This is a genomic window from Oscillatoria sp. FACHB-1407, from assembly GCF_014697545.1.
Taxonomy (GTDB): Bacteria; Cyanobacteriota; Cyanobacteriia; order Elainellales; family Elainellaceae; genus FACHB-1407.
The window spans coordinates 468,853-491,833 of sequence record NZ_JACJSA010000001.1; the positions used below are offsets into that span (position 1 = coordinate 468,853).

Genomic DNA, 22,981 nt, shown 5'->3' on the forward strand with positions numbered 1-22,981 from the left:
TCAGACTTCTTCACGAATTAGATAGGATGGCTATAGTATTTTTTAGTAATCCTGGGCAGCACCTCCCTTACCAGAGGGACGAGGCTCCTCGATCTCAACATCTTCGCCCTTAATTTGCTTAAAGAAATCCTTTGTACTTTCGGGCAGCGGTTGATCAAGATTCAACTTTTCACGGACGTTCTCTAACAAACCTCCTGCATTATCTCCATCCGCTTCAACCCTGACTCGGTCTGGTTCTGAGTAAGTACGGGTAGGCTTTGCACCCTGATCCACTTGATAACTGCGAGCTTCTGGTGTTACTGATTCAGCAAAAGCAGGCTGTTCATAACTCATTACTCCTAATACAGTGCTGACTAAAACTGTCATTGCCAAGAATGCAGTGGCGATCGCACGACGTAATGATTTAATCCACAGTTTCGATATAAATCTGCTCATAAAAAATCCTCAATTGGGCTAAGTTATTGTTGTGTGTTTGTGGGAACTAAGACATCGATCCAAAGGCAGAAGGGGAAGATGAGTCAGTAGTTAGTGGTCAATGGTCAGTAGTCAGTAGTTAGTGGTCAATGGTCAATGGTTAAGTCAATGGTCAATGGTCAATGGTCAATGGTTAAGTCAATGGTCAATGGTCAATGGTCAATGGTTAAGTCAATGGTCAATAGTCAATAGTCAATGGTCAATAATGGTATTAGTGGTTGAATTGACACTTGATTGAGTGTTTGTATGACCGATTTTGCCCAGTGGATTCCACAACAAACAAACGACGGATCATTCACCTTTTTTTCAGAGGAGTTTGGTGAAGCCTTTCACAGTCGAGAGGGAGCTAAAGCCGAAGCCTTTCAGAAGTTTGCAACAGCAACAGATTTGGCGACTAAAGCCCAACAAGGTTCCTTGCGTTTGTTAGACGTGTGTTATGGGTTGGGTTACAACACGGCGGCAGCACTGGAGCTAATCTGGCAGATCAATCCGAGTTGTCAGGTTGAGGTCTACGGATTGGAATTAGATGAAACTGTACCCAGAGCCGCGATCGCCCCTCCATTGATTGATAGTTGGTCTTCTGAGGTGCAGGAGATTCTCAAAGCGATCGCCCTTGAGCATCACTGCACGACTCCTCGTCTCACAGCTACTGTACTGATTGGGGATGCCCGATACACGATTCAATCCTTAAGTGACTCAGGGTTTCAAGCTGAGGCAATTTTCTTTGACCCGTTTTCACCGCGTCGCTGCCCGCAGTTGTGGACAGTAGAGTTTTTTACTCAGGTAGCTCGCTGTTTGTCACCGACGGGCAAGTTAGCCACCTACTCGCGATCGGCATCGGTGCGATCGGCAATGATCGCAGCAGGATTGCACATCGGCACGATTCCCCTGTTGCATTCTCGTGCGTCTCATGAGTGGTCACAGGGAACCGTCGGTAGCTTTGGTGCTCAGACCCTACATCCCCTATCGCCGATGGAACAGGAGCACTTACAAACCCGTGCAGCCATTCCCTATCGCGATCCTCAGTTAAACGATCCGGCAGTGGTGATTTTGGAACGACACCATCAGGAACAACAGCGATCACAACGGGAATCAACGTCCAGTTGGCGACGACGTTGGGGAATTCATTAGGCTGTAATCATGACTCAAGTTTATAAGCCTACAAAAGACGAAATTCGCGCCGCAATGAACAAGACCATGTCTGACATCATTGCCCCTGATTTGCGCGTGTTGTTTTGTGGCATCAACCCCAGTTCATACAGCGCAGCCGTGGGGCACCACTTTGCCCGTCCCGGCAATCGCTTCTGGCGCACGTTGCATCACGCAGGCTTTGCAGACTATCTTGTAGGGGCGGTTTTAACTGCTGCCATGTCCTCCTCACACAACTCCGGCTCAATGATACATTCGAGTGCTGTATCCCTCTCGTTTGCCGTCATTGGGTTGATGAAGAAATCCCCTGTCTGAGGCGGCAAGGTGGGGTCAAGCAACAATTCCATGATGGTTCTGACCATACCCGCCAGAGGAATTGCCAAAATCACCCCCAGCAGACCTCCAACTCTGGCTCCTAAAAGCAGTGTAGCAAGGACGATCGCCGGGCTAAGTCCCGTTAAATTTCCTAACAATCGGGGTGCCAGAAGATTGTCTTTAACCTGTTGCAGGGCGATCGCCGCTCCCACAACCTGCACTGCCAACCACCAGTCAATAAACGCCACCAAAACACCAACTGTGACGATTCCCAGAGTCGCCCCAATAAAGGGAATTACCTCCATCAAGCCGATGAAAATGGCAAAGACCAGGAAAAACGGCACTTGCAACAACGAAAAGGCGATCGACAGCGTCACCGCCATAAACAACCCCAGCAACAGTTGTCCTGAAAAGAAGCGTTGCAGATTACGGCGAAATGACTCTGTGAGAAAATCTCGAATCGGCGGTGAAAAGAAGCTAGTCACCCCATTCCATAACCGCTCCCCATCCAGCAGCATATAGAACGAGATCACCAAAATCAAAATCAGATCAACAACCCAATTAAACGTGCCAACCAATAGCCCTAGCCCACGAGTGGCGATCGTCTCTGCCTGCTCTTGAAGCTGGGTGAGAATCTGCTGTTGTAACAGTGGCACTGCAAATTTAACTTGATGCGCTTTGCTCCAATCTTGAAACTCGGTCAACTGCTGCTGTCCAGAGGCGATCAGAGCGGGCAGATTGGTGATGAGCTGTTGAGCTTGATTAAGCACAGGAGGGGCGATCGTCACTCCAATCAATCCAACAATGATCCCAGCTGAGATGTAGACAACCCCAACCGCTAACCCACGAGGCATGAGCGATCGCAGCGTTTTGACGGGATAGTTTAACAAGAAGGCAATTAACCCTGCTGTCACTAAAATGCTGATAAGCTCGCTGAAGTAACTCAAAGCGTTGAGCATCATCCAACCTGTGAGCAAAATCAGCACCCAGGTAATCAGTATTCGTTGTAACGGTGTAAACAGACGATCCATGACCCTTATCGCTCTGCTCAGGGGGAATAAATCTACAGTCAGAGCCTAAATTCCAGACTAACAGGGGCAGTCCGATTTCGGGATAAGGCTTAGGAGGGAGTTTACGGTCATGTTCAGATTTCCGATCAGTGACTGTATGGCACCCCCCTAGATCCCTCAAGACCTCTAGCCCGTCGTTCTACGGACGTGATCGAGAATCTGCTGTTTTCGCTCAGGTGAACCAGAGTAAACGTCTTTGTTGAACGTTCCTTTGCTGCGAGCCACATGCTCCATAATGCGCTTCTTGCGATCGTCTGCTTCAGCCATAGTGATCAACCTAAATTGTAAAGTTATGTATCTTCTATTATGTCGCTAAATTCTCACAGGCTTAGCGAGTCTAATCTTCAGTATTGATTAACATCTACCGCTGCGGTTTCAACCGCCAACATCCTGATCCCGATTCACGTTATCAGCATTACCGTCCGCGAGTTACACCCAGTTGATGTTGTAGCTTGAGCTCGCGCCATAATTGCGACCCGGTAATTTCACCCTTGAGCAGTTGTTGATAGCGTTGAACGGTGCGCTTGACCTGCTCTGGAGATTCATTCACAAACTCAATGCGAAACTGCCGCAATCCCAGATTTTGCAACCGTTGCACATACTCTGCTCCGGTTTGAGCCGTGCCATTAAAGACCGTATTACGGCATCCCGCATCGGCGTGAAGGACGTGTTCTACTCCAGTGCGATCGCGCAGCGTTACCTCGTGGTTCTCGCAGGGGCGACCACAATTCGTAAAATCAGTGCCTGTTGATAAAAAGGCACAGAAGACGCAGTGTTCCATGTGAAACATGGGCATGTGCTGATGCACCGTCACCTCAAACCAATCTGGGGAACAGTGGCTTAGCAATGCCTCTAACTGGGTAATGTTGAGGTCATAGGAAGCCGTTAACCGTTCTAACCCAAACTGTTTAAAGTGAACCGCGGTCAGTGGGTTAGCGACATTGAGTGAAAAGTCACCTATGCAGCGATTGTCTTTAAAGAATTGCAGGTGATCGTAGTTACGAATTAGATAGCCGTCGGCATTACAAGATTGCACTTGCTGCAAAATCCAGTTCTCGCCCGGTTTCGTGATGCGCGGTGGAGCAACCCAAATCGATTGTCCCTGTCCTTGTTGCCGGACTAAATTCACTGCCTCTCGATAGGCGCGTGGGTCTTCAAATTCGCAGTACAGGGTTTGAATGTCAGATTTGAGGGCAGCGTCGAGTTGCGAGAGATTGCGAACTAAAACGATCAGGGAGTGGGGAGCAGGGAGTAAGGAGTGGGGAGTGGGGAGTGGCACAGATGCGATTAATCGCGTCTGTACAGGAGGGTTTGTAGGGAGGAGGTCTGTCCAGGTGGCGGATGGTTGCAGTTGCCAGCGATGCGGTTGGATGCGGGCTTGTTCCAGTCGCTCGACCATGTCTCGACGCAGACGGTTTAACTCACTGATGGGCAACATGGCTGCTGCGGTGAGGTGGTTGGTCAACCTTTCTAACCGAAAGGGAGTATTTCCCAAGCGGCTGAGTTGTTCCTGTAACCGTTCGGTAGTGAGCGGCTTGGTGTGTGCTTCCACGAGGGGCATGGTGGAGTCGAGTTGAATGATGTGTCCCTGTTCATCGCGGGCAATCAGGGTCAGGGGATGCCCAATATCGCCATGAACCTCAATTGAGATGGGTCGTTGAAATTGCGGTGTGTCACCTGCGTAGCTCTGACGTAATTGGCGATCGAGTTCGGGGTCACTCGTTTTCCAGAGGCGATCGCCCACATGGATGCGGCGCAAATCGAGATCACGTCGCCCAAACTGCAACACGGCTTCATCGTCCTTAAGAACAACGGAGTAAACCCGTCCTCCTTCTTCTTTTTCTGCCGGACGACCCTGATCAAACACCACACCATCGCCAGCTTTGATCGGGGCTTGCACCCGAACCGTGATTTGCTCTTTATGAATGCGGGTTACCTCACCCACATACACACCCCGTTTTTTGCCAAAGCGAGCATGAACCAGCGTTTGGTTATCAATTCCCTGAAACCATCCGGTGTGCAACCCTCGCGAAAATGCCATTTCCAGGTCGTAACGTTGCTGGTCGCTCACCTGATGGGGTTGCGATCGCAATCGGTCGAGGGCTTGCCGATAGATGCGCGTCACGTTTGCCACATACTCCGGGGCTTTGAGCCGACCTTCAATTTTCAGGGAAACAACCCCGGCTTGCACCAGTTCGGGTAATACGTCCAATCCTGCTAAATCCTGGGGGCTGAGCAAATACTGGCGATCGCCCAGATCCACCGTTTCGCCATCTGCAATCAGGTCATAGGTCATACGACACGCTTGGGCGCATTCTCCCCGGTTTGCCGATCGCCCACCCAATGCCTCACTGGTCAGACATTGTCCCGAATAGGCAACACACAACGCCCCATGCACAAACACTTCTAACGGCAGAGCGGTATCGCGATCGCTTAACTGCTGCTGAATCTTGTTGATCTCCTTCAGGGAGCACTCCCGCGCCAACACGACTAACTGACACCCAAGCGATCGCACGAACTCAACACCCGCCGCACTCGTCACGGTCATCTGAGTTGAGGCATGAATCGGAAAATCAGGCGACAGATGACGAATCAAGCGACAAATTCCTACATCTTGGACAATTACGGCGTCTACCCCAGCCGCGATAATCTCACGCAGATATTGCTCCGCCTCAGTCAACTCGTTTGTAAAAACCAACGTATTGAGTGTGACGTATCCCTTGACCCCTCGCTGATGCAAAAACGCCATCAATTCTGGCAGATCTGCCGTTGTGAAGTTTTGTGCCCGCATTCGCGCATTAAAGCGATCGAGTCCAAAGTAGATCGCATCTGCTCCATTCTCCACAGCGGCTTTAGCACACTCCCAGTTGCCCGCTGGAGCAAGTAGCTCTGGCAGGGAGTGAATGGAGTCAGGTCGGGTTGCAGATGCTTGGGATGGCTCAGAAATCATACGGCAGACGGCAAAAAGCGGAGATTGGTTCACCTCTACAACCCTAGCTTAAAGGGGATGGGGTGTGGAAAATAAGGGAGTAGGGAATGGGGAGTGGAGAGTGGGGAGAGTGGGAATGAAGACATCTGGTAGGGGCGTTTCGTGAAACGCCCTTAACCCAGGAGTCATCCGTGAAAAGTTCCTCAGTCCACGTCTTCAATGGCTCCCAGAGCTTTGAGTGATGTTTTTTGAGCATCGGTTAGTCCGGTCAATCCGGTGATCTTCATCCCTTCGTAGGGGCGATCGCTCCTCAAAATTTTCAAACAGTTCTGGGTCTTAACATCCCAAATGCGGATGGTTTCATCATCACTGCCACTCACCAAAATCTGTCCGTCTAGACTGAAAGCAATAGACATCAGCCAGTGTTGATGTCCTTTCAGAACATGCAGCAATTCCCCAGTGTTAATGTCCCAACAGCGGGCGATGCAATCGATGCCTCCACTGGCGAGCGTCTGTCCATCCGGGCTAAAGGCAATGCTACGAATCGAGCCAACGTGACCAACTAAGGATGTCAACAGGGTTCCAGTTTCAGGGTTCCAGAGTTTAATCAAGCCATCTTCTCCGGCACTGGCTAGCAGCAATCGGCTCTCGGAATGAGCGTGATTCATCGGACTGAATGCCACCGTCCGAACTAAATCAGCGTGCCCCTCTAACGTCTGCAAAGTTATGCCTGTATCAGCATCTAGCAAGACAATCGTGCCATTGGCGGTTCCGGCTGCAATCAACTGTCCATCAGGACTAAAGGCGATCGCCCGAATCAGGTTTCCAGGCAACGTTACTTGCCAAATGGTTTTGCCCGATGTTGTATCCCAAAGCCGAATCGAACAGTCTGAACTGCCACTCACCAGGGTTTTTGCACTGGAACCAAAGGCAACCGTCCAGACCCAATCTTGATGGTTGAAAACATTCAAACACTGTCCCGTCTGCACATCCCACAAACGAACGGTTTTATCTCCAGCACTGCTGGCGAGGAACTTTCCATCGGGGCTAAAGGCGATCGCCCAGATCCAGCCCGTATGCCCTTGAAGGGTTTTGCTTGGCTGCCCTTTTTGGATATCCCACAGGCGCACCATCTTATCAACTCCTCCGCTAGCGATAACCAGGGAATTGAGATCAGTTTTGGGTGACTCGTGTGACTGCAAAGCAGGTTGAGTTGGAGCGATCGCCACCGTGTAAATTTGGCTGGTATAGCCCTGGAGGGTTCGCAGGGTTTGACCTGTGCTGACATCCCACAATCGCAGGGTCTGGTCAGAACTGCCACTGGCGATCGTGTTGCCGTCAGGACTGAAGGCAACCGACCAGATCCGGTGACGATGCCCTTGAAATACTTTCAGACAGTGACCTGTAGATATCTCCCACAGCCATAGGGTTTGGTCTTCATGGTTGGTGAGAATCGTTTGCCCATCCGGTGCAACCTTAACGAAATAGACGGGGGATAACAATCCTTCAATGGTTCTAATGCAGTCGCCTGTGGACACATCCCAGACTTTAAGCGTTTGATCAGCACTCGCACTGATTAAATGCTGACCCTCTGGGCTAAACGCTGTGGCAAAGATAGTATCGGTGTGCCCCTCAAACGTCCGTACAGGCTGATCCGATCGCCAAGTCCACAACAAAATCGTATGCTCTGGAGTGCTACTGACTAACCTGTCAAGGTTGGGGCTAATTGTGACTGAGTGTTGCCAATTCCACTGTTGGGTCATCTGATGAGTAGCACGGCTAGATGTCGGATAAATGAGCTGGCGATCGCTCATCAAAACCTGTAATAACTGCCCCGTTTGAGCATCCCACTGGCGAATGGTGCGATCGTCTCCGGCACTGACAATGGTTTGCCCATCGGGGCTAAAGGCAAGTAAGCGCACTCCCCACCCCGTATGTCCCTCCAGTGTGCAGAGGCAGTTTCCAGTTGCCACATCCCACACTCGAATCAGTACTTCATCACCACCACTGACCAACCGTGTCCCATCGGGGCTAAAGGCAAGACTCCAAATCCAGTTAGTGTGACCAGCCCACGTCACAATTTGCTGACCATCACTCACCCGCCAAAGACTAATCTCGCCATTGTCATTGCCCGTCGCTAAGAGTTGCTGATTGGGACTGAAAGCAACACACAAAATGGTTCCAAACGGTTGAGCAAAAACAGTTTTTGATAACTGTGAATGAGTTAGATTGACATCGCGAAGCTCCATCTCCTGTAGATAGGCTTGAGAAATGAATAACTCTGAGAAATCATACCCTGTAATGTCTAGTTGCAAGTCATAACAGAGATTGAGTAGGTTACCAGCTCCATAACCCAAGAGTGGATTTTTAGAATGCCGAAGTGTAGTGAGCAAGTCAGAAATTAGACGCTTTTGAGCAACGACTGAGTGATAGTGTTGACGCAGTTGATCTGTAATTGGTTTGATGATCAGTCGTGCTTGACTTTCGCGAATATAGTTTTGAACGGTTGTTTTCAACAGGGCATGACGATTCAATAGAGCAAGTTGCTGAGTTAGCAATTCATCCGTAATACGCTCGATGAAACGGCGAGTGACATACTCCATCACAACGGGCTGTTGTGTATAACGGCTGGCGTTTTTTTCAGATCCCATTCCCGGAGCAGTTTCAATTAGACATCGCCAGGTCAGGCTCTCCAATGCCTCTAAAAGATTGACTCTTGAGACAGGAGGCACGATATCTTGCTGAAGGTCGGCGATCGCCACCCATTCGCGATTGATTGCCAGCCAATACATAATGCTTTGCTCTAAGGGAGGCAGTCGTTCAAATTGCTGATCTAACAGACGACGTAGCCCATTAAACACCCAGGCTTCTTCTTGCAAAAAGGCAGCGATATGACCGTGAAATAAACTTTGAATCGACGAGGCGACAATCTTTAAGGCAAGAGGGCTACACGAATAAAATTCACACAGTTGCCGTTTTTCCGCCTCGGTTCCGATCAGTCCTTTTGCCTCAATCAGGGCTAGTGATGCATCCCAAGAGCCTTGCAGTAGGAGCGATCGCACCGCTAGATGCTCCCCTTCAAATACGGAAATTTCGGCTGGTTTTTCTCGACTGGTGAGGATCAAACAACTTTGATGAGCCGCTTCTCCCAAAACACGAAACAGATCACCGTAAGACTCATAGCCCGGTTGATAATATCCAGCGCGATCGCCCGACTGCATAATGCTTTCCAGGTTATCTAGAACCAGCAGGCAACGATGCGTTCGCAACCAGTGCAATAGCCGCTCAGGCTTGGGTTGAGTGTCTTGCTGATTGGAAAGAAACGGCACTAGATCGGCTAACAGAGTTTCCAGAGGAGGAGCATTACGGAGCGATCGCCAGATGATGTGAGTGAAAGGGTGTAGGGGAGATGGAGTAGAGGGGTAGAGGGGAGATGGAGTAGAGGAACAGCTTGCTAGTTGTTGTGCCACCTTAGCTGCCAACGAACTCTTGCCCATTCCCCCCAATCCCAATAAGGCAATGAGACGACACCGATCTTGGCTAATCCACTGGGTTAAGGTTTCAAGCTCCTGAGTGCGTCCATAAAACTGGCTGACCTCGGGTGCTTCCCCCCAATCGGTCAACGGGATTGAAAGTTGGGCTGTCACGGGTTGAGGAGCAGGGGGTGCGATCGCGATCGGGGTTTCGTTCTGCACGCTGGATATTGGCTCAGATGCAGGTTCCGGAGTAACCGTCGCTTGGCTTATCCACCGTTGAAACACAGTCCGCACATTTTTTTTGCTGATATCGACGGCAAGCACCTCAGCCAGCAGTTGCCACAGTTGCGGTCCGGCGGTGCGACTGAGATAAGTCACTGAGTAGTTGGTTGAGTCAGCAATCTCCTCATAGGTCTGCCCGAACCAAGCCCCCTGCAAAATAGCCGTTTCAACTGGATTCAGATCTCGATCCAGTTTTCGGCGAACGGCTTGATGAGTAATTTCCAAAACCTGGTCAAATTCCATAGATGCAGAGGAAGCAGTCTGGTGCTTGATCAAAGCGAGGTCAGGGGGGTCGGACTATACCAATTTAAGTGGAGAGTTTAACAGGTTTCCACGAAGTTTATGTATTGACAATCCCAAAAAATATGCATCAGGCAGTTGCGATACGAAGTAGCACACGAAGTTTATCTATCGACCCTAACCCTTAGATCTCAGAGACTTGAGACATGAGATGAATGCCTCAACAAACAAAGCACTCACAACAACCTTCAGTCCACATCCTTCATTCCCCACTATTTTCCAGGAGTCTTGTGATGAAACTTCTCTACCTCAACCTGCGTACCCTTTCCCACGAGTTGACCACTAAAGTCGCCCATCCTTATCGATTTTCAATACTGGTGCCTACCCTGCGACGCTGGGGAGAAGCCCTCGTTAATTACCTCGCATCAGGTGATGACATTAAGATCGATACGGTTACGGGGCGATCGGGCGAAACCCACTGGGTGGTCTTTGAGCCGATCAATCGATCGCGTCTTGTTTTCTTCTCAAGAGAAGAGGTTCTCCATTATCTGGAGGATCGCTACCGCTTGTAGGGATACTCATCTAACCCTTCCTTAATTTTTAAGTCGTAGCATATTGAGTTGTTCCAAAGAATTAGCCAGATACGCGCTTCGCATCCGTACCAAGTGCGGGTGCTTCTGGTTTTGTTAAGAGCCTTTACCAGGGTTGATAGTCTTCTTCAAATCCCTATAACCCTTGTCAAATCAATGCTTTTGCCTCCTCACTCCCTATTAGTTCGGTAACCCGTACTCCAAAAGTTAGAGAAATCAGTTGCGATCGCACCCATCCTTCGTTAAATTAGCACTCAGGAGTTGAGAGTGCTAACTCTGCTGATAGCTGGTGATGAGTCACTGGCGGTTGACTAAAGGGTGTGACACGTTGTGACGCCGTTTTTTCTGTGGCTGTTTGACTAATGGACTCGCAGATAGTTTAGCCGCTAGACCTCTTAACCAGACGATCGATTGCAACCTTGTAACAACCTACATTGTTTGGAGAAGTTTTGTATGGCTGCTGTATCTCTAAGCGTTTCTACCGTTAAACCGCTGGGCGATCGCGTTTTTATTAAGGTAAGCGCGTCTGAAGAGAAAACCGCTGGTGGCATCTTGTTGCCCGATACGGCAAAAGAAAAGCCCCAAGTTGGTGAAGTCGTGCAAGTTGGTCCTGGGAAGCGCAACGATGATGGTTCTCGTCAAGAACTAGAAATCAAAGTAGGCGACAAAGTTCTCTATTCCAAGTATGCCGGAACCGATATCAAACTCGGCACCGAAGAATACGTACTGCTCTCTGAAAAAGACATTTTGGCAGTCGTTTCATAGTCATTGGTCAACAGTCAATGGTCAGTAGTCAATAGTTAATAGCTAATAGTTGGTTTTTGAGCCAGCAATTGACAATTGACAATGAACTATTGACGAATGACGGATGGCAACCTGTTCCCTAACTCTCACTGTTTCAACCTTACATCTAACGCTGAATAACTATGGCTAAGCGCATCATTTACAACGAAAACGCTCGTCGTGCTCTCGAAAAAGGAATCGATATTCTGGCTGAAGCGGTTGCGGTAACCCTCGGTCCTAAGGGTCGCAACGTGGTACTAGAGAAGAAGTTTGGTGCTCCTCAGATCGTCAATGACGGTGTCACCATCGCGAAGGAAATCGAACTCGAAGATCACATCGAAAACACTGGCGTTTCCTTGATTCGTCAAGCCGCTTCCAAAACTAACGACGCGGCGGGTGATGGTACCACCACTGCAACTGTATTGGCTCACGCCATCGTTAAAGAAGGTCTGCGGAACGTTGCCGCTGGTGCCAATGCTATCTCCCTGAAGCGTGGTATCGACAAAGCAACCGCTTTCCTGGTTGACAAGATTGCTGAGCACGCTCGCCCTGTTGAAGATTCCAAGGCGATCGCTCAAGTCGGTTCTATCTCGGCGGGTAACGACGAAGAAGTCGGTTCCATGATTGCTGAAGCCATGGAGAAAGTGGGTCGCGAAGGCGTCATCTCCCTGGAAGAAGGCAAGTCCATGACCACTGAGTTAGAAGTGACTGAAGGGATGCGCTTCGACAAAGGCTACATCTCTCCTTACTTCGCCACTGACACTGAGCGCATGGAAGCCGTGTTGGATGAGCCTTTTGTGTTGTTGACCGACAAGAAGATCACCCTCGTTCAAGACCTCGTGCCCGTACTGGAGCAAGTCGCTCGCTCTGGTCGTCCGCTGGTGATCATCGCTGAAGACATCGAGAAAGAAGCGTTGGCTACCCTGGTGGTTAACCGTCTGCGTGGTGTTCTGAATGTGGCTGCTGTGAAGGCTCCTGGCTTTGGCGATCGCCGTAAGGCTATGCTGGAAGACATCGCTGTGTTGACGGGTGGTCAAGTGATCAGCGAAGACACTGGCTTGAAACTCGACAACGTCAAACTCGACATGCTGGGTCGTTCTCGCCGGATCACCCTCACCAAAGACAACACCACCATTGTTGCTGAAGGCAACGAAGCTCAAGTGAAAGCACGTTGTGAGCAAATCCGTCGTCAAATTGAAGAAACTGATTCTTCCTACGACAAAGAGAAGCTGCAAGAGCGTTTGGCTAAGCTCTCTGGCGGTGTTGCCGTTGTGAAAGTCGGTGCGGCAACTGAAACTGAAATGAAAGACCGCAAGCTGCGCCTGGAAGACGCGATCAACGCGACCAAAGCAGCGGTTGAAGAAGGGATCGTTCCCGGTGGTGGCACCACTCTGGCTCACCTCTCCCCCAGCCTGGAAGAGTGGGCTAACAGCAACCTGAAAGCTGAAGAGTTGACAGGTGCGCTGATCGTGGCTCGTGCGCTGGCTGCTCCCCTGAAGCGGATTGCTGAGAACGCGGGTCAGAACGGTGCTGTAATCGCTGAGCGCGTCAAAGAGAAAGACTTCAACGTGGGCTACGATGCCGCTAAAGGTGAATTCGTAGACATGTTCCAGGCTGGTATCGTTGACCCTGCTAAAGTGACTCGTTCTGCTCTGCAAAACGCCGCTTCCATCGCTGGCATGGTGTTGACCACTGAGTGCATCGTGGTTGACAAGCCTGAGCCTAAGGAAGCGGCTGGTGCTGGCGCAGGTGCTGGCATGGGCGGCGGTGACTTCGACTACTAAGAATCACGCAGGTCTATAGAGAAGGGAATCACGATACAGTCCTGATTCCCTGACGACAACAGGCGATCGCTTTCCTGGATGGGGGCGATCGCTTTTTTATTCATAAATGCGGAAGTAGCCAATCTATAGAGCTAAGACAACTGCAAAAGAGCCTGGAGGATAACAGATTCAAAGAAAAAAGGGTAGTGTTTCAGATCTGTTGCTACTAACCCCCGGCTGTCGCCGTCCCCCTTGGTGAGGGGGACTACAGGGGGGCTTACAGAGGTTATCAACAGGTTTGGAACACCACCCGATCGCTCATGTGAGAATCTCCAATACTCATCAATGAGCCTTGATGACTCATCAACGAGTCTCTGATACTCGTTCAAGAAGTTCCAAGCTTGATGGAAGAGGGACGATCGCTCATTCATGAACCTCGATTACTCATTGATGAGGGTTGAACTGCTCATTCACGAGCCTCGGATACTCATTTACGAGCTTTCAAGCTTGATGGAAAAGGGGCGATCGCTCATTGAAGAGTTTCCAATACTCATCCAGCGTGACAAACCCAATGCTTAAACCAAATTGACTTGTGTCAGTCGTCGTTAGAACTGATTGACAACCCATACTCATAACGAGTACGCTTTAAGAAGTGTAACGTTTTGAGTATTGAGGAAAAGTTATGTTGCCGAATCGTGAAGGTCAGAGAGTTCCTAATATCACTTTTCGCACTCGTCAAAACAGCGAATGGGTTAACGTCACCACCGATGAGCTGTTTTCGGGCAAAACTGTGATTGTCTTTTCATTGCCAGGAGCTTTCACGCCGACCTGCTCCTCAACTCATCTTCCGGGCTACAACGAGTTGGCAGATACCTTCAAGGAAAACGGCGTCGATAGCATCATTTGTATGTCGGTTAATGATGCTTTCGTGATGAATGAGTGGGCAAAAAGTCAGGAAGCTGAGAATATCATTGCGATTCCCGATGGTAATGGCGAATTCACCGAAGGGATGGGAATGCTGGTGGATAAAACAGATTTGGGCTTTGGCAAACGTTCCTGGCGGTATTCCATGCTGGTCAAGGATGGGGTAATCGAAAAGATGTTTATTGAGCCAGAGGAACCCGGCGACCCCTTCAAGGTTTCCGACGCAGAAACAATGCTCAATTACATTAACCCTAAGGCATCTCGCCCTCAGTGTGTGTCGTTGTTCACTAAAGTCGGGTGCCCTTTCTGTGCTCGCGCTAAAACAATGTTGCAGGAGCATGGTCTGGAGTACGAAGAAATTGTTTTAGGAAAAGACGCGACTATTCGTTCTCTAAAGGCGATGACAGGGGCGACAACGGTGCCGCAAGTCTTTATCAATGGCAAGTTAATTGGCGGTTCTGAGGCATTGGCAACCTACTTGGGTGCTTAATCAACTCGACCCGTCGTTTTGAGAATAAACAGAGTTTAGATCCCCAGAGTTCTCAAGATTCTGGGGATCTGATGCGATCGCCCCAATCTTCTTATCAATAGGGCACCTATTTATTTAGACAGGCAAAAAAAGCCACAAATATTCCTCATCAGTTTGTCTGAAACCCGCTCCTGTTCTTAGGTGTAGTCTTTGGGTTAGTTCCTAACATTCTGTATCGGGAGATACGGTGAGACTCATGTCCAGCTTTTATGGTGCATGTATAGCAACTATCGAGACACAAGCGTAAGCCAGGAAGCCCATGAAAAATCACTATTCCGTTGCGATCGTTGGGGGCGGACAGGCGGGTCTGTCCATGAGCTATTGCCTCAATGAGAGAGGGTTTGATCACATCATCTTTGAAAAAAATCAGATTGGGTATTCATGGCGTTCAAAACGGTGGGATTCCTTTTGTTTGGTGACTCCTAACTGGCAGTGTCAACTGCCCGGCTTTGCCTATCCCGGTTCTGATCCACACGGGTTTATGAAAAAGGATGAAATCGTCCAATACATTAAGGACTATGCCGCTTCATTTAATCCGCCTGTGAAGGAAGGCGTTGAGGTCTTGAAAGTCTGTAAGAATGAGACTCAAGGGGTATTTGAGCTAACTACTTCCATTGGAGACTACACAGCGGATCAGGTGGTGATTGCTTCAGGTAGCTATCACCTGCCCAAAATTCCTAAGATTGCAGAACGATTGCCTCGCCACATTGTGCAGCTTCACTCCTCCGACTACAAAAAACCAGAACTTCTGCCAGAGGGAGCCGTACTCGTCGTCGGAACGGGACAATCGGGTTGTCAGATTGCCGAAGATTTACACCTGACAGGCAGGCAGGTTCATTTGTGTGTTGGTAGTGCGCCGCGATCGCCCCGTCGTTATCGAGGTAAAGATGTGGTGGATTGGCTTGACCAGATGGGTTACTACGACCTATCCATCGATGAGCATCCGCAGAAAGAGAAGGTAAGAACTAAAGCCAATCACTATGTCACAGGTCGAGATGGCGGACGTGAGATTGACCTGCGGCAGTTTGCGCTAGAGGGTATGAAACTGCACGGCAGACTCAAGACTATTGACCGGGGCATTTTAGAATTTGCTGATGACCTGAAGCATAACCTGGAGCAGGCGGATGCCGTGGCTGAAAGCATCAAGAAGAGCATTGACGCTTTCATTGAAAAGAATCAAATCGAAGCCCCCCTTGATCCGCCCTATCGGCCTGTGTGGCAACCGGATGAGGAGATCTCAGTGATCGATTGTGAACAGGCAAATATCAGTGCTGTGATCTGGTGTACAGGTTATCAGTCCGACTTTAGTTGGGTTGAGGTGCCTGTGTTTGACGGCAGAGGATATCCTGGTCATGAACGCGGTGTCACTCCGGTGAGAGGCTTGTACTTCCTGGGTCTTCCCTGGCTCTATACCTGGGGTTCTGGACGGTTCTCCGGTGTCGCTAGAGATGCGATGTATCTCGCTGACTACATTGCAGCCCGCAAGAAGACGGCTCAATCCAATGCCTGGAGTGTCATTAATGAGTTTCTGTTGGGGAGCTAGAGCCCTCCTCAGTTGCATTAGCCAGACCCTTACAGAAGGACTTGGCGGTGAATGCGATCGCCTGCGTTATAACTGACCCGCCAGTAGTCGATCTAGCTAAAGGCGCAGGGCAACGATACATCCAAGACCGTATCCCCCACAGATCACTCCTGCAAACATCGCGAATGCAAGCATTTTGCCAAACCTTTGTTCCAAAGAGGGGATGAGGGCGCGAGAAGCTTGCATTCCAAGATAGAAAGCTCCACCAAAAAGCAAGGCTAGTCCTAACCTGATACCAACATGGATTGATGAACTCGGTCTGTAGACAGATATCCATCCCATGAGGCAACTGGCTAGAAAAATCAGGATAAGCGATCGCCAATGTATTGTTTCGTTACTCATTCTGTTGCTAAATTCTGCGATACTTTACGGATTTGTAACGTTTTCTCATGTAGTCTCCTTCGTATCAAGCCTTAAGCCTTGTTCAGCGTACGTTTTGCTGTAACAGCAAAGTTTAATCCTGAAGCTTTCAGTTTAGTCAACACTCGCAAATAATTTGCGGGGCATTGCTTTTCATGCAGTTTTACTTACATCTCTATAACTTCTATGTGGTTTACTCTTAAACTCGATAGTATCGGAGCATTAAATCTACGAAATTTCAACTAATAACTTACACAATTCTGGTGTAGAAAGCTTCTCTGATTACATCTTTGACTGCTGTGTTTTAATTACCCTTTTAAAGCGATATGAAACCTTGTCCTTGTTGTTCTAATGTGATGCTACGCCACATCCAACATCACCAAGTTTACTGGTTCTGCCGGAGTTGTTGGCAATCAATGCCAGCTTTTGATACAGAGCCAGCAAACTCCACCCAAACCCAATTGGGCGTTGCATTACTATCACGATCGCCTCGAAGAGAATATTTTGCATCCCCCATCTCTAAACGAGCAAGATCCCTTGCCAACGTTTAATAAAACGAGATTAGGAATCAGGTGGGCTGATGCATTCCAGATGTTGGCACCCAAACGCTTGAGTCATCATGGCTTGTAAATTGGTAGCGAGTTGGGTGTCAAGGTTAAATGTGTGAGCGATCGCCCCAGTTGGGTTTCGCATCGCCTCTCCAGAATTGGCTTGAGCAACTTGTCGGGCAATCTGTTGAAACTGTGTCCAGGTCAAGTCGCTCTCAACATAGGCTCTTGCCAGGGTGATGACCAGATCCTCATAGTCATTGTCTTCTAGCTTCGTCATCATCCGATGTTCGATGTGAAGCGAATCGTCAAAGCAGTAATACCAGCACTTGGGTTGACGTGCCACAACCGATTGAAACAGGGCTTGTTGTTTAGCCTGGTTCACAGCGCGATCGCCCTCGCTGCACACCATCAACACAGGTGCAGATGTTTTAGTATTGGCTTGTTTAACGACATCCTGAGCAAGTTGTAAAAAGATTCGCAATGCCGGAACGTAAAAGCCTTTATACCCAAAGTTACCGGACGCATTTTTGTTAAACCATTCAAAGTAGATCGGCAACCAGTGAATGAGCCAGTCAAACAAGCGATAACGGCTAGCCAGAAATGGGGTAAATAACAAGGCGCGATCGATTTGTTGAGGATGATTCAGGGCTAACCAGGCAGCTAACGTTCCCCCAGTAGAGAGTCCTCCAACGATCACCTGCTGCCCCAACGACTGTGCAATCTCTAGCCAGTCCAATAGGAACCATTGATATGTATCGATATCTGTGGGGAGTGGGGGTGGGTTGTGGCGATTCCATTCTCCCGCTTGACCATGACCGGGTTGGAGCGGCACTAACACATTGTAGCCAGCTTCAAAAAACGCTTGACCAATGGGATCGAACTGGTAAGGCGCAGCTGTAAACCCATGTAAAAAGAGAAATACTTTAGACGTTTCGTGAGGATGCAAATAAAATCTCGATCGGCAGGCTTCATTTCGCAACGGCAATACCGATTCGTTTTCATGGATTTGCTGGATGAGGGTTGCGATCGATTGAGATATGGCTACCACGCTTAATTTCTATTAAGGAATGAATTTAACTCCAATTGTCTGACTGGGAAGCCCCTTCTCGAATCTAGCTTTCGGCATACAATTTATAGCACAAGATTTATAGCCCTGCCACATCGGTGTCTACACCCCAATGCAGCCAGTCTCTGACTCGGTATATGGAGAAATTGCAAAATTTAAGCATCAAACTCTGTCGCATTTTCAACTTAAAGATATAAAGACCAACCGTTAAAAAAACTGTTTCCTGGGAATCAGGAGCCTGGGAAGAATATTCTATGGTCTGCATCCATTGAGAAACCGTACAAACTTTCGTCCGCCTAGAGTTCGTATAGCTCCAGTGGCAAGTTATCCGGATCTTGGAAAAAGGTAAACCGCTTATTGGTAAATTCGTCTACACGGATGGGTTCTACCTCGATGCCTTTTGCAGTCAGGTCAGCGATCGCCTCATCTAAATTGGGCACTACAAAGGCAAGATGCCGCAGACCACAAGCTTCGGGATACTGTACTCGTTGCGGAGGCTTAGGAAAGGAGAATAGCTCAATTTGAGTGTGGTTGCCGACCTGGAGGTCAAGCTTGTAGGATTGCCGAGCCTCGCGATAGACCTCTCGAATCACTGTGAATCCCAACACATCGACATAAAAGCGTTTGGAGCGGGCGTAATCGGAACAAATAATTGCAATGTGATGAACCCCAGTCGTTTGCATTCTTGATCTCCTACCAATCCTGCGTATTCAGCACTCAACACCTTCATGCTTAATCTTTATACTGTTGAGGCTGTTCTAACATTTGCATTGCCATGCTCAAGCTTACCTTCATTCGGTTAAAGGCTTTAGCAATATCTCCCACTTCATCTTTCGCAGAGTATTCAAACTCAGCCCCCATATCTCCAGTGCTGACCACCTCTGCAACCTGTGCCATGCGACTGAGAGGACGCACAACAAAGCGGCGCAACAGAGCGTTGACAGCAAAAATGGCGATCGCAAACACCACCAACAAAATACTCATGAGTAATAGAAAAGCTTGAGCCGCACTACTAACAACTTGCCGAGCGGGAACAGAAATCATCTGCGCTCCGACAATTTCGTTTAACTGCCAGTTGAAACCATTAGCCTCACCATAACGCTCAATCATACTGGCTGGAGCCGCTGATGGGGTGCTGTGACACTGGAGGCAACTTTGTTCCTTAATCTGAATTGGACGAGCAACGTAAAACAGATTATTGCCTGCTGATTTCCGAAATCCTTGCAGTTCAGAGAGCTTAGGGGAGTTTCTAAACTGCTCGACCACAGTTGTTTCAAATGCATCTGCTTTGTCGCGCAAGTTTGTTGGGTTTAAGGTCGCCTCTTTATAAAAAAATTCTCGATAGGCTGTCTCCTCTCGTAGCTTTTCAAAGACTTCACGAGCCGCATAAGCAGGCACACTCTCCGGCAAAAACTCCTGTTCTAACCGAGGTTCTAGCTCTGGGTTGACCTGAGTGTTGGTGTAGTGCCGCACTGAGTTCATGGTTTGCATTAAAACCAGAGCCTTTGACATCAGCTGATCTTGAGCATTTTGATTCAGCACATAAGCAAAGGCAGTACTACTCAACAACAAACTGCCAAGAAAGACGCTCAGCAACAGCAATGTGAACTTTTTTCCAAGTTTTAAGTTCTTAAACATAGGTGCGCCTCGTGTTGACAGGGATATTAGCCAATACATCCCCAAATCAAATCGTCAGGGAAAATTCACAACAGGAAGTGCACCTTGATTAAGGTCTTGATTAAGGTATTGATTAAGGTATTGTTTTAACCTATCTCTACCCGACAGTCCGTGGATCTTAACAGGATGTGCGCAATTGCTCAGGGAACTTTCCCTGCTCCCTACTCCCTAACTGCCACGAGTTGATAGTGCCATCAAATTGCAGAGCTTATACACGGCTCGTGCTCCTACATTGCCATCCCATTCAGCATCTCCCACTTCTACCAGATCAAAGCCGATGATTTGTCGTCCACTGTGAACCACTTCTCGAAACAAGCAAAACACCTGCTCTAGCTCTAACCCACCCGGCACAGGGGTACCCGTGTTGGGGCAAAGCTTGGGATCGAGTCCATCTACATCAAAGCTGATATAGACCTGAGATGGCAGTTCTGCCACGATTTGTTTGCACAGTTCCAGCCAGGGAATACCTGCATAAAGCTTCTGCTTCAACATGGGGTCATAGTAGGCAGATACCCGTCCATTCAATTGCTGAATCAGGTTCACTTCGTCGTGACAAAGGTCACGGATACCCACCTGCACCAGTTTAGAAATTTGGGGTAGTTGTAGGGCATTAAACATAATCGAAGCGTGGGAATACTGGAACCCCTCGTAGGCATCTCGCAGGTCAGCGTGAGCATCAATGTGGAGAATGCCGAAGTCTGAATAACGTTGTGCCAGTGCTTGCAAAAATCCTAGCGGCACACTGTGATCACCCCCAATCACCGCCACCTGCTTGCCCCGGTTCATTGCTGCCTGGGTTTGCTTAAACAGCCATTGGTTGACGTTGGCACAGGCTTGATTGATCTGCTGAAGTTGCTGCAATAACTCCGGATTTTCCGCAATCGCGTTGCCCTGTTCCAGATAGTCGATGATCTGCGCTGCATTCTGCCGCAATGTTTCGCCTTGCGTCTGGATGTGAGCCGGGATTTCTGCCATGAAGATGCCGTGCTTCCAACCGTCGGGATAGTCGAAGTCAAACACGTCTAATTGTCGGGATGCCTCTAAGATGCGCTGGGGTCCGTTGGCGGTGCCTGCTCCATAGGAGACGGTCACTTCCCAGGGAACGCCAAACACAATTAAGTCGGCAGAGTCATAGTCAAAGGGCAATCCTAATAGGTTGCCATTATCCAGACCGATTCCACTGGGGTTGTAGGTTTGCAGAATTTCTTCGCGGGTAGGCATTGGGGGTAGTAGAGCTAGGGAGGAGTTCTATTTCATTTTGGCATTTTGTTAGGGGGCAGGGGGCAATGGTTAATGGTTAATGGTTAATGGTTAATGGTCAATGGTTAATGGTCAATGGTTAATGGTTAATGGTCAATGGTTAATGGTCAATGGTCAATGGTTAATGGTCAATGGTTAATGGTTAATGGTTAATGGTTAATGGTTAATGGTTAATGGTTAATGGTTAATAGTTAATGGTTAATAGTTAATGGTCAATGGTCAGAATTCCCGGTTTCTAGAAAAGCACGTTAGATTCCTTGTAAGGGGTTTATCAAGAACTCGGGCATCCTCCTTAACCCTACTCCCCACTCCCTATTCCCCACCTCCCTCTCTACTCCTCTACTCCCCATTCCCTCAATCCACAGATGAGTGCTTTAGAATGAGCTAGTGGTCGTGGCTTAGCCAATATTGGCTATTGGTTGCATTTGCAGCTTAGACACGATGTGAGACAATTGGCGGTTACCCCCCTTAGGGGGAAATGCTTCGCACCGCACCTCAAATCAACCGACTTATGTTTCGTGAGGCGACTGTGGACAACTCATTTCTAAGAAAAGGGGAATATGGCTAAAGTTCTCATCATTGGCGCAGGAGGCGTGGGCAATGTTGTTGCCCAAAAGTGTGCTCAGGTCAGCACGGTGTTTTCTGAGATTGTATTGGCGAGTCGAACAAAGCAGAAATGTGATGCGATCGCGGCTGCAATTCGTCAGACCTACCCTCAGGTCAACCTATCAACGACTCAGGTGGATGCTGACCACACCCAAGAGGTTGTTGCTCTGATCAACGATGTTCGACCGGATATTGTGGTTAATGTGGCACTTCCCTATCAAGACCTATCCATTATGGATGCCTGTCTTGAAACCGGAGTGGATTATCTAGACACCGCCAATTATGAACCACCCCATGAAGCAAAGTTTGAATACAAATGGCAGTGGGCGTATCACGAAAAGTACCAGCAAGCAGGCATTACAGCAGTATTAGGCTGTGGCTTTGATCCGGGGGTCACGGGAATCTTTACGGCGTTTGCCTTAAAACACCATTTTGATGAGATTCATTACCTGGATATTGTGGATTGCAACGCGGGCGACCACGGACAGGCGTTTGCGACGAACTTTAACCCTGAAATCAACATCCGCGAGATTACCCAAAATGGACGCTATTACAAAGATGGCGAATGGGTTGAGATAGAACCCTTTTCGATCCGGCAATTGATCGATTACCCAGAGATTGGTCCAAGACCATCCTATTTGCTCTATCACGAAGAATTGGAATCCCTCGTCAAGCATATTCCAGGCATCAAACAAGCCCGCTTTTGGATGACCTTCTCCGACAGTTACATTACCCATTTGCGCGTGCTGCAAAACGTGGGAATGACGAGCATTGAACCAGTCAACTATGAGGGGCATGAGATCGTTCCCCTCAAGTTTTTGAAAGCCGTGTTGCCCCAACCCTCGTCGCTCGGCGAAACCTATCAAGGCAAAACCTCCATTGGTTGCCACATTCGCGGTATTAAAGACGGTCAGGAAAAAACTTACTACGTCTACAACAATTGCGATCACGCGGCTGCTTATCAAGAAGTTGGCGCACAGGCGATCGCTTACACAACGGGGGTTCCCGCCATGATCGGCGCACTGCTCGTCGTCACAGGCAAGTGGAAGAAACCGGGCGTGTTTAACGTGGAGCAGTTTGATCCGGATCCGTTCATGGAGAAGTTGGGCACCTATGGGTTGCCCTGGCACGAAGAGTTTGATAGCTCTGTCGAGCTTGTCGATTAGTCACTGACAAGACTTATGCCGTTGAATCAGTTTTGCCCCCCACCCCCCAACTTTGACGACTGTATACACACAAGTTGAAAGGTCCCCCACCCCCTTTTTCCCAGGGGGGGGAACCGGATCGTAACTCCCCCTTTTTAAGGGGGATTGTGCAAGGCTTTGACATCTCAGGAGAGATCTGTATACACCGTA

The 22,981-nt window shown here is 48.9% G+C and carries 20 protein-coding genes and 1 pseudogene; 9 read left to right on the forward strand and 12 right to left on the reverse strand.

What is annotated here, in order from left to right; translation table 11 throughout:
* Positions 1-42 precede the first annotated feature (42 nt).
* Positions 43-435, reverse strand: a complete 393-nt coding sequence (locus H6G89_RS01795; protein ID WP_190503553.1) for a hypothetical protein — start codon at positions 433-435, stop codon at positions 43-45.
* A gap of 121 nt (positions 436-556) precedes the next feature.
* Here H6G89_RS01795 and H6G89_RS01800 point away from each other — a divergent pair, with 121 nt between their 5' ends.
* The 3 genes and pseudogenes from H6G89_RS01800 to H6G89_RS36325 form a co-directional block, all read left to right on the forward strand.
* A complete protein-coding gene (locus tag H6G89_RS01800) occupies positions 557-712 on the forward strand; it encodes a hypothetical protein (RefSeq protein ID WP_190503554.1) in 156 nt (51 codons plus the stop codon).
* An 8-nt stretch (positions 713-720) separates the two neighbouring features.
* Positions 721-1,605 carry a tRNA (5-methylaminomethyl-2-thiouridine)(34)-methyltransferase MnmD gene (locus H6G89_RS01805; RefSeq protein ID WP_190503555.1) on the forward strand — a complete coding sequence of 295 codons (885 nt, stop codon included), beginning with the start codon at positions 721-723 and terminating at the stop codon, positions 1,603-1,605.
* 66 nt (positions 1,606-1,671) lie between these two features.
* Positions 1,672-1,764: pseudogene (locus H6G89_RS36325) on the forward strand (hypothetical protein); the annotation flags it as partial.
* A gap of 47 nt (positions 1,765-1,811) precedes the next feature.
* On the opposite strand, the gene H6G89_RS01815 reads toward H6G89_RS36325, so the two are convergent.
* From H6G89_RS01815 to H6G89_RS01830, 4 genes are all read right to left on the reverse strand, one after another.
* Positions 1,812-2,969, reverse strand: coding sequence for an AI-2E family transporter (locus H6G89_RS01815; protein ID WP_190503556.1), 1,158 nt, complete (start codon positions 2,967-2,969; stop codon positions 1,812-1,814).
* 165 nt (positions 2,970-3,134) lie between these two features.
* On the reverse strand, positions 3,135-3,275 hold the full coding sequence (locus H6G89_RS01820; RefSeq protein ID WP_190503557.1) for a hypothetical protein: 141 nt from the start codon (positions 3,273-3,275) through the stop codon (positions 3,135-3,137).
* 148 nt (positions 3,276-3,423) lie between these two features.
* Positions 3,424-5,991 carry a U32 family peptidase gene (locus tag H6G89_RS01825; protein ID WP_309229502.1) on the reverse strand — a complete coding sequence of 856 codons (2,568 nt, stop codon included), beginning with the start codon at positions 5,989-5,991 and terminating at the stop codon, positions 3,424-3,426.
* Between the two features lie 149 nt (positions 5,992-6,140).
* Complete coding sequence (locus H6G89_RS01830) at positions 6,141-9,938, reverse strand: nSTAND1 domain-containing NTPase (RefSeq protein WP_190503558.1); 3,798 nt, start codon at positions 9,936-9,938, stop codon at positions 6,141-6,143.
* A gap of 290 nt (positions 9,939-10,228) precedes the next feature.
* Here H6G89_RS01830 and H6G89_RS01835 point away from each other — a divergent pair, with 290 nt between their 5' ends.
* From H6G89_RS01835 to groL, 3 genes are all read left to right on the forward strand, one after another.
* Positions 10,229-10,507 carry a hypothetical protein gene (locus H6G89_RS01835; RefSeq protein WP_190503559.1) on the forward strand — a complete coding sequence of 93 codons (279 nt, stop codon included), beginning with the start codon at positions 10,229-10,231 and terminating at the stop codon, positions 10,505-10,507.
* Positions 10,508-10,978: 471 nt separating this feature from the next.
* Positions 10,979-11,290, forward strand: coding sequence for a co-chaperone GroES (gene groES / locus H6G89_RS01840; RefSeq protein WP_190503560.1), 312 nt, complete (start codon positions 10,979-10,981; stop codon positions 11,288-11,290).
* Positions 11,291-11,451: 161 nt separating this feature from the next.
* A complete protein-coding gene (gene groL / locus H6G89_RS01845) occupies positions 11,452-13,092 on the forward strand; it encodes a chaperonin GroEL (protein WP_190503561.1) in 1,641 nt (546 codons plus the stop codon).
* Here the strand turns inward: groL and H6G89_RS35495 are convergent.
* Entirely contained in the window at positions 13,089-13,214 is a 126-nt protein-coding gene (locus H6G89_RS35495) for a hypothetical protein (RefSeq protein WP_255519335.1), read from the reverse strand. The genes groL and H6G89_RS35495 overlap by 4 nt on opposite strands.
* 358 nt (positions 13,215-13,572) lie before the next feature.
* Positions 13,573-13,704: a hypothetical protein gene (locus H6G89_RS35500; RefSeq protein WP_255519336.1), complete on the reverse strand. Its 132-nt coding sequence runs from the start codon at positions 13,702-13,704 to the stop codon at positions 13,573-13,575.
* Positions 13,705-13,753: 49 nt separating this feature from the next.
* On the opposite strand from H6G89_RS35500, the gene H6G89_RS01850 reads away from it, so the two are divergent.
* The gene (locus H6G89_RS01850) at positions 13,754-14,485 is read left to right on the forward strand and encodes a glutathione peroxidase (RefSeq protein WP_190503562.1); all 732 of its coding nucleotides are present in this window, start codon (positions 13,754-13,756) and stop codon (positions 14,483-14,485) included.
* Between the two features lie 298 nt (positions 14,486-14,783).
* A complete protein-coding gene (locus H6G89_RS01855) occupies positions 14,784-16,067 on the forward strand; it encodes an MSMEG_0569 family flavin-dependent oxidoreductase (RefSeq protein WP_190503563.1) in 1,284 nt (427 codons plus the stop codon).
* 747 nt (positions 16,068-16,814) lie between these two features.
* Here H6G89_RS01855 and H6G89_RS01860 read toward each other — a convergent pair.
* The 5 genes from H6G89_RS01860 to H6G89_RS01880 form a co-directional block, all read right to left on the reverse strand.
* On the reverse strand, positions 16,815-16,976 hold the full coding sequence (locus H6G89_RS01860; RefSeq protein ID WP_190503564.1) for a hypothetical protein: 162 nt from the start codon (positions 16,974-16,976) through the stop codon (positions 16,815-16,817).
* Positions 16,977-17,027: 51 nt separating this feature from the next.
* Entirely contained in the window at positions 17,028-18,065 is a 1,038-nt protein-coding gene (locus H6G89_RS01865; protein ID WP_190503565.1) for an alpha/beta hydrolase, read from the reverse strand.
* A 314-nt stretch (positions 18,066-18,379) separates the two neighbouring features.
* On the reverse strand, positions 18,380-18,766 hold the full coding sequence (gloA2, locus tag H6G89_RS01870; protein WP_190503566.1) for an SMU1112c/YaeR family gloxylase I-like metalloprotein: 387 nt from the start codon (positions 18,764-18,766) through the stop codon (positions 18,380-18,382).
* Between the two features lie 49 nt (positions 18,767-18,815).
* Entirely contained in the window at positions 18,816-19,721 is a 906-nt protein-coding gene (locus H6G89_RS01875) for a Tll0287-like domain-containing protein (RefSeq protein ID WP_190503567.1), read from the reverse strand.
* Positions 19,722-19,928: 207 nt separating this feature from the next.
* Positions 19,929-20,981 (reverse strand): agmatinase family protein, encoded by a 1,053-nt coding sequence (locus H6G89_RS01880; protein WP_190503568.1) that lies wholly within the window; start codon positions 20,979-20,981, stop codon positions 19,929-19,931.
* Between the two features lie 599 nt (positions 20,982-21,580).
* Here H6G89_RS01880 and H6G89_RS01885 point away from each other — a divergent pair.
* Positions 21,581-22,792 carry a saccharopine dehydrogenase family protein gene (locus H6G89_RS01885; RefSeq protein WP_190503569.1) on the forward strand — a complete coding sequence of 404 codons (1,212 nt, stop codon included), beginning with the start codon at positions 21,581-21,583 and terminating at the stop codon, positions 22,790-22,792.
* The last annotated feature ends 189 nt before the right edge of the window (positions 22,793-22,981 follow it).

What these genes read in the sequence shown, in the direction of transcription:
- H6G89_RS01795 (WP_190503553.1), bottom strand. Translation starts at nt 435, where the DNA reads ATGAGCAGATTTATATCGAAACTGTGGATTAAATCATTACGTCGTGCG.
- H6G89_RS01805 (WP_190503555.1), top strand. Translation starts at nt 721, where the DNA reads ATGACCGATTTTGCCCAGTGGATTCCACAACAAACAAACGACGGATCA.
- H6G89_RS01815 (WP_190503556.1), bottom strand. Translation starts at nt 2,969, where the DNA reads ATGGATCGTCTGTTTACACCGTTACAACGAATACTGATTACCTGGGTG.
- H6G89_RS01820 (WP_190503557.1), bottom strand. Translation starts at nt 3,275, where the DNA reads ATGGCTGAAGCAGACGATCGCAAGAAGCGCATTATGGAGCATGTGGCT.
- H6G89_RS01830 (WP_190503558.1), bottom strand. Translation starts at nt 9,938, where the DNA reads ATGGAATTTGACCAGGTTTTGGAAATTACTCATCAAGCCGTTCGCCGA.
- H6G89_RS01835 (WP_190503559.1), top strand. Translation starts at nt 10,229, where the DNA reads ATGAAACTTCTCTACCTCAACCTGCGTACCCTTTCCCACGAGTTGACC.
- groES (WP_190503560.1), top strand. Translation starts at nt 10,979, where the DNA reads ATGGCTGCTGTATCTCTAAGCGTTTCTACCGTTAAACCGCTGGGCGAT.
- groL (WP_190503561.1), top strand. Translation starts at nt 11,452, where the DNA reads ATGGCTAAGCGCATCATTTACAACGAAAACGCTCGTCGTGCTCTCGAA.
- H6G89_RS35500 (WP_255519336.1), bottom strand. Translation starts at nt 13,704, where the DNA reads ATGAGTATGGGTTGTCAATCAGTTCTAACGACGACTGACACAAGTCAA.
- H6G89_RS01850 (WP_190503562.1), top strand. Translation starts at nt 13,754, where the DNA reads ATGTTGCCGAATCGTGAAGGTCAGAGAGTTCCTAATATCACTTTTCGC.
- H6G89_RS01855 (WP_190503563.1), top strand. Translation starts at nt 14,784, where the DNA reads ATGAAAAATCACTATTCCGTTGCGATCGTTGGGGGCGGACAGGCGGGT.
- H6G89_RS01860 (WP_190503564.1), bottom strand. Translation starts at nt 16,976, where the DNA reads ATGCAAAATATTCTCTTCGAGGCGATCGTGATAGTAATGCAACGCCCA.
- gloA2 (WP_190503566.1), bottom strand. Translation starts at nt 18,766, where the DNA reads ATGCAAACGACTGGGGTTCATCACATTGCAATTATTTGTTCCGATTAC.
- H6G89_RS01875 (WP_190503567.1), bottom strand. Translation starts at nt 19,721, where the DNA reads ATGTTTAAGAACTTAAAACTTGGAAAAAAGTTCACATTGCTGTTGCTG.
- H6G89_RS01880 (WP_190503568.1), bottom strand. Translation starts at nt 20,981, where the DNA reads ATGCCTACCCGCGAAGAAATTCTGCAAACCTACAACCCCAGTGGAATC.
- H6G89_RS01885 (WP_190503569.1), top strand. Translation starts at nt 21,581, where the DNA reads ATGGCTAAAGTTCTCATCATTGGCGCAGGAGGCGTGGGCAATGTTGTT.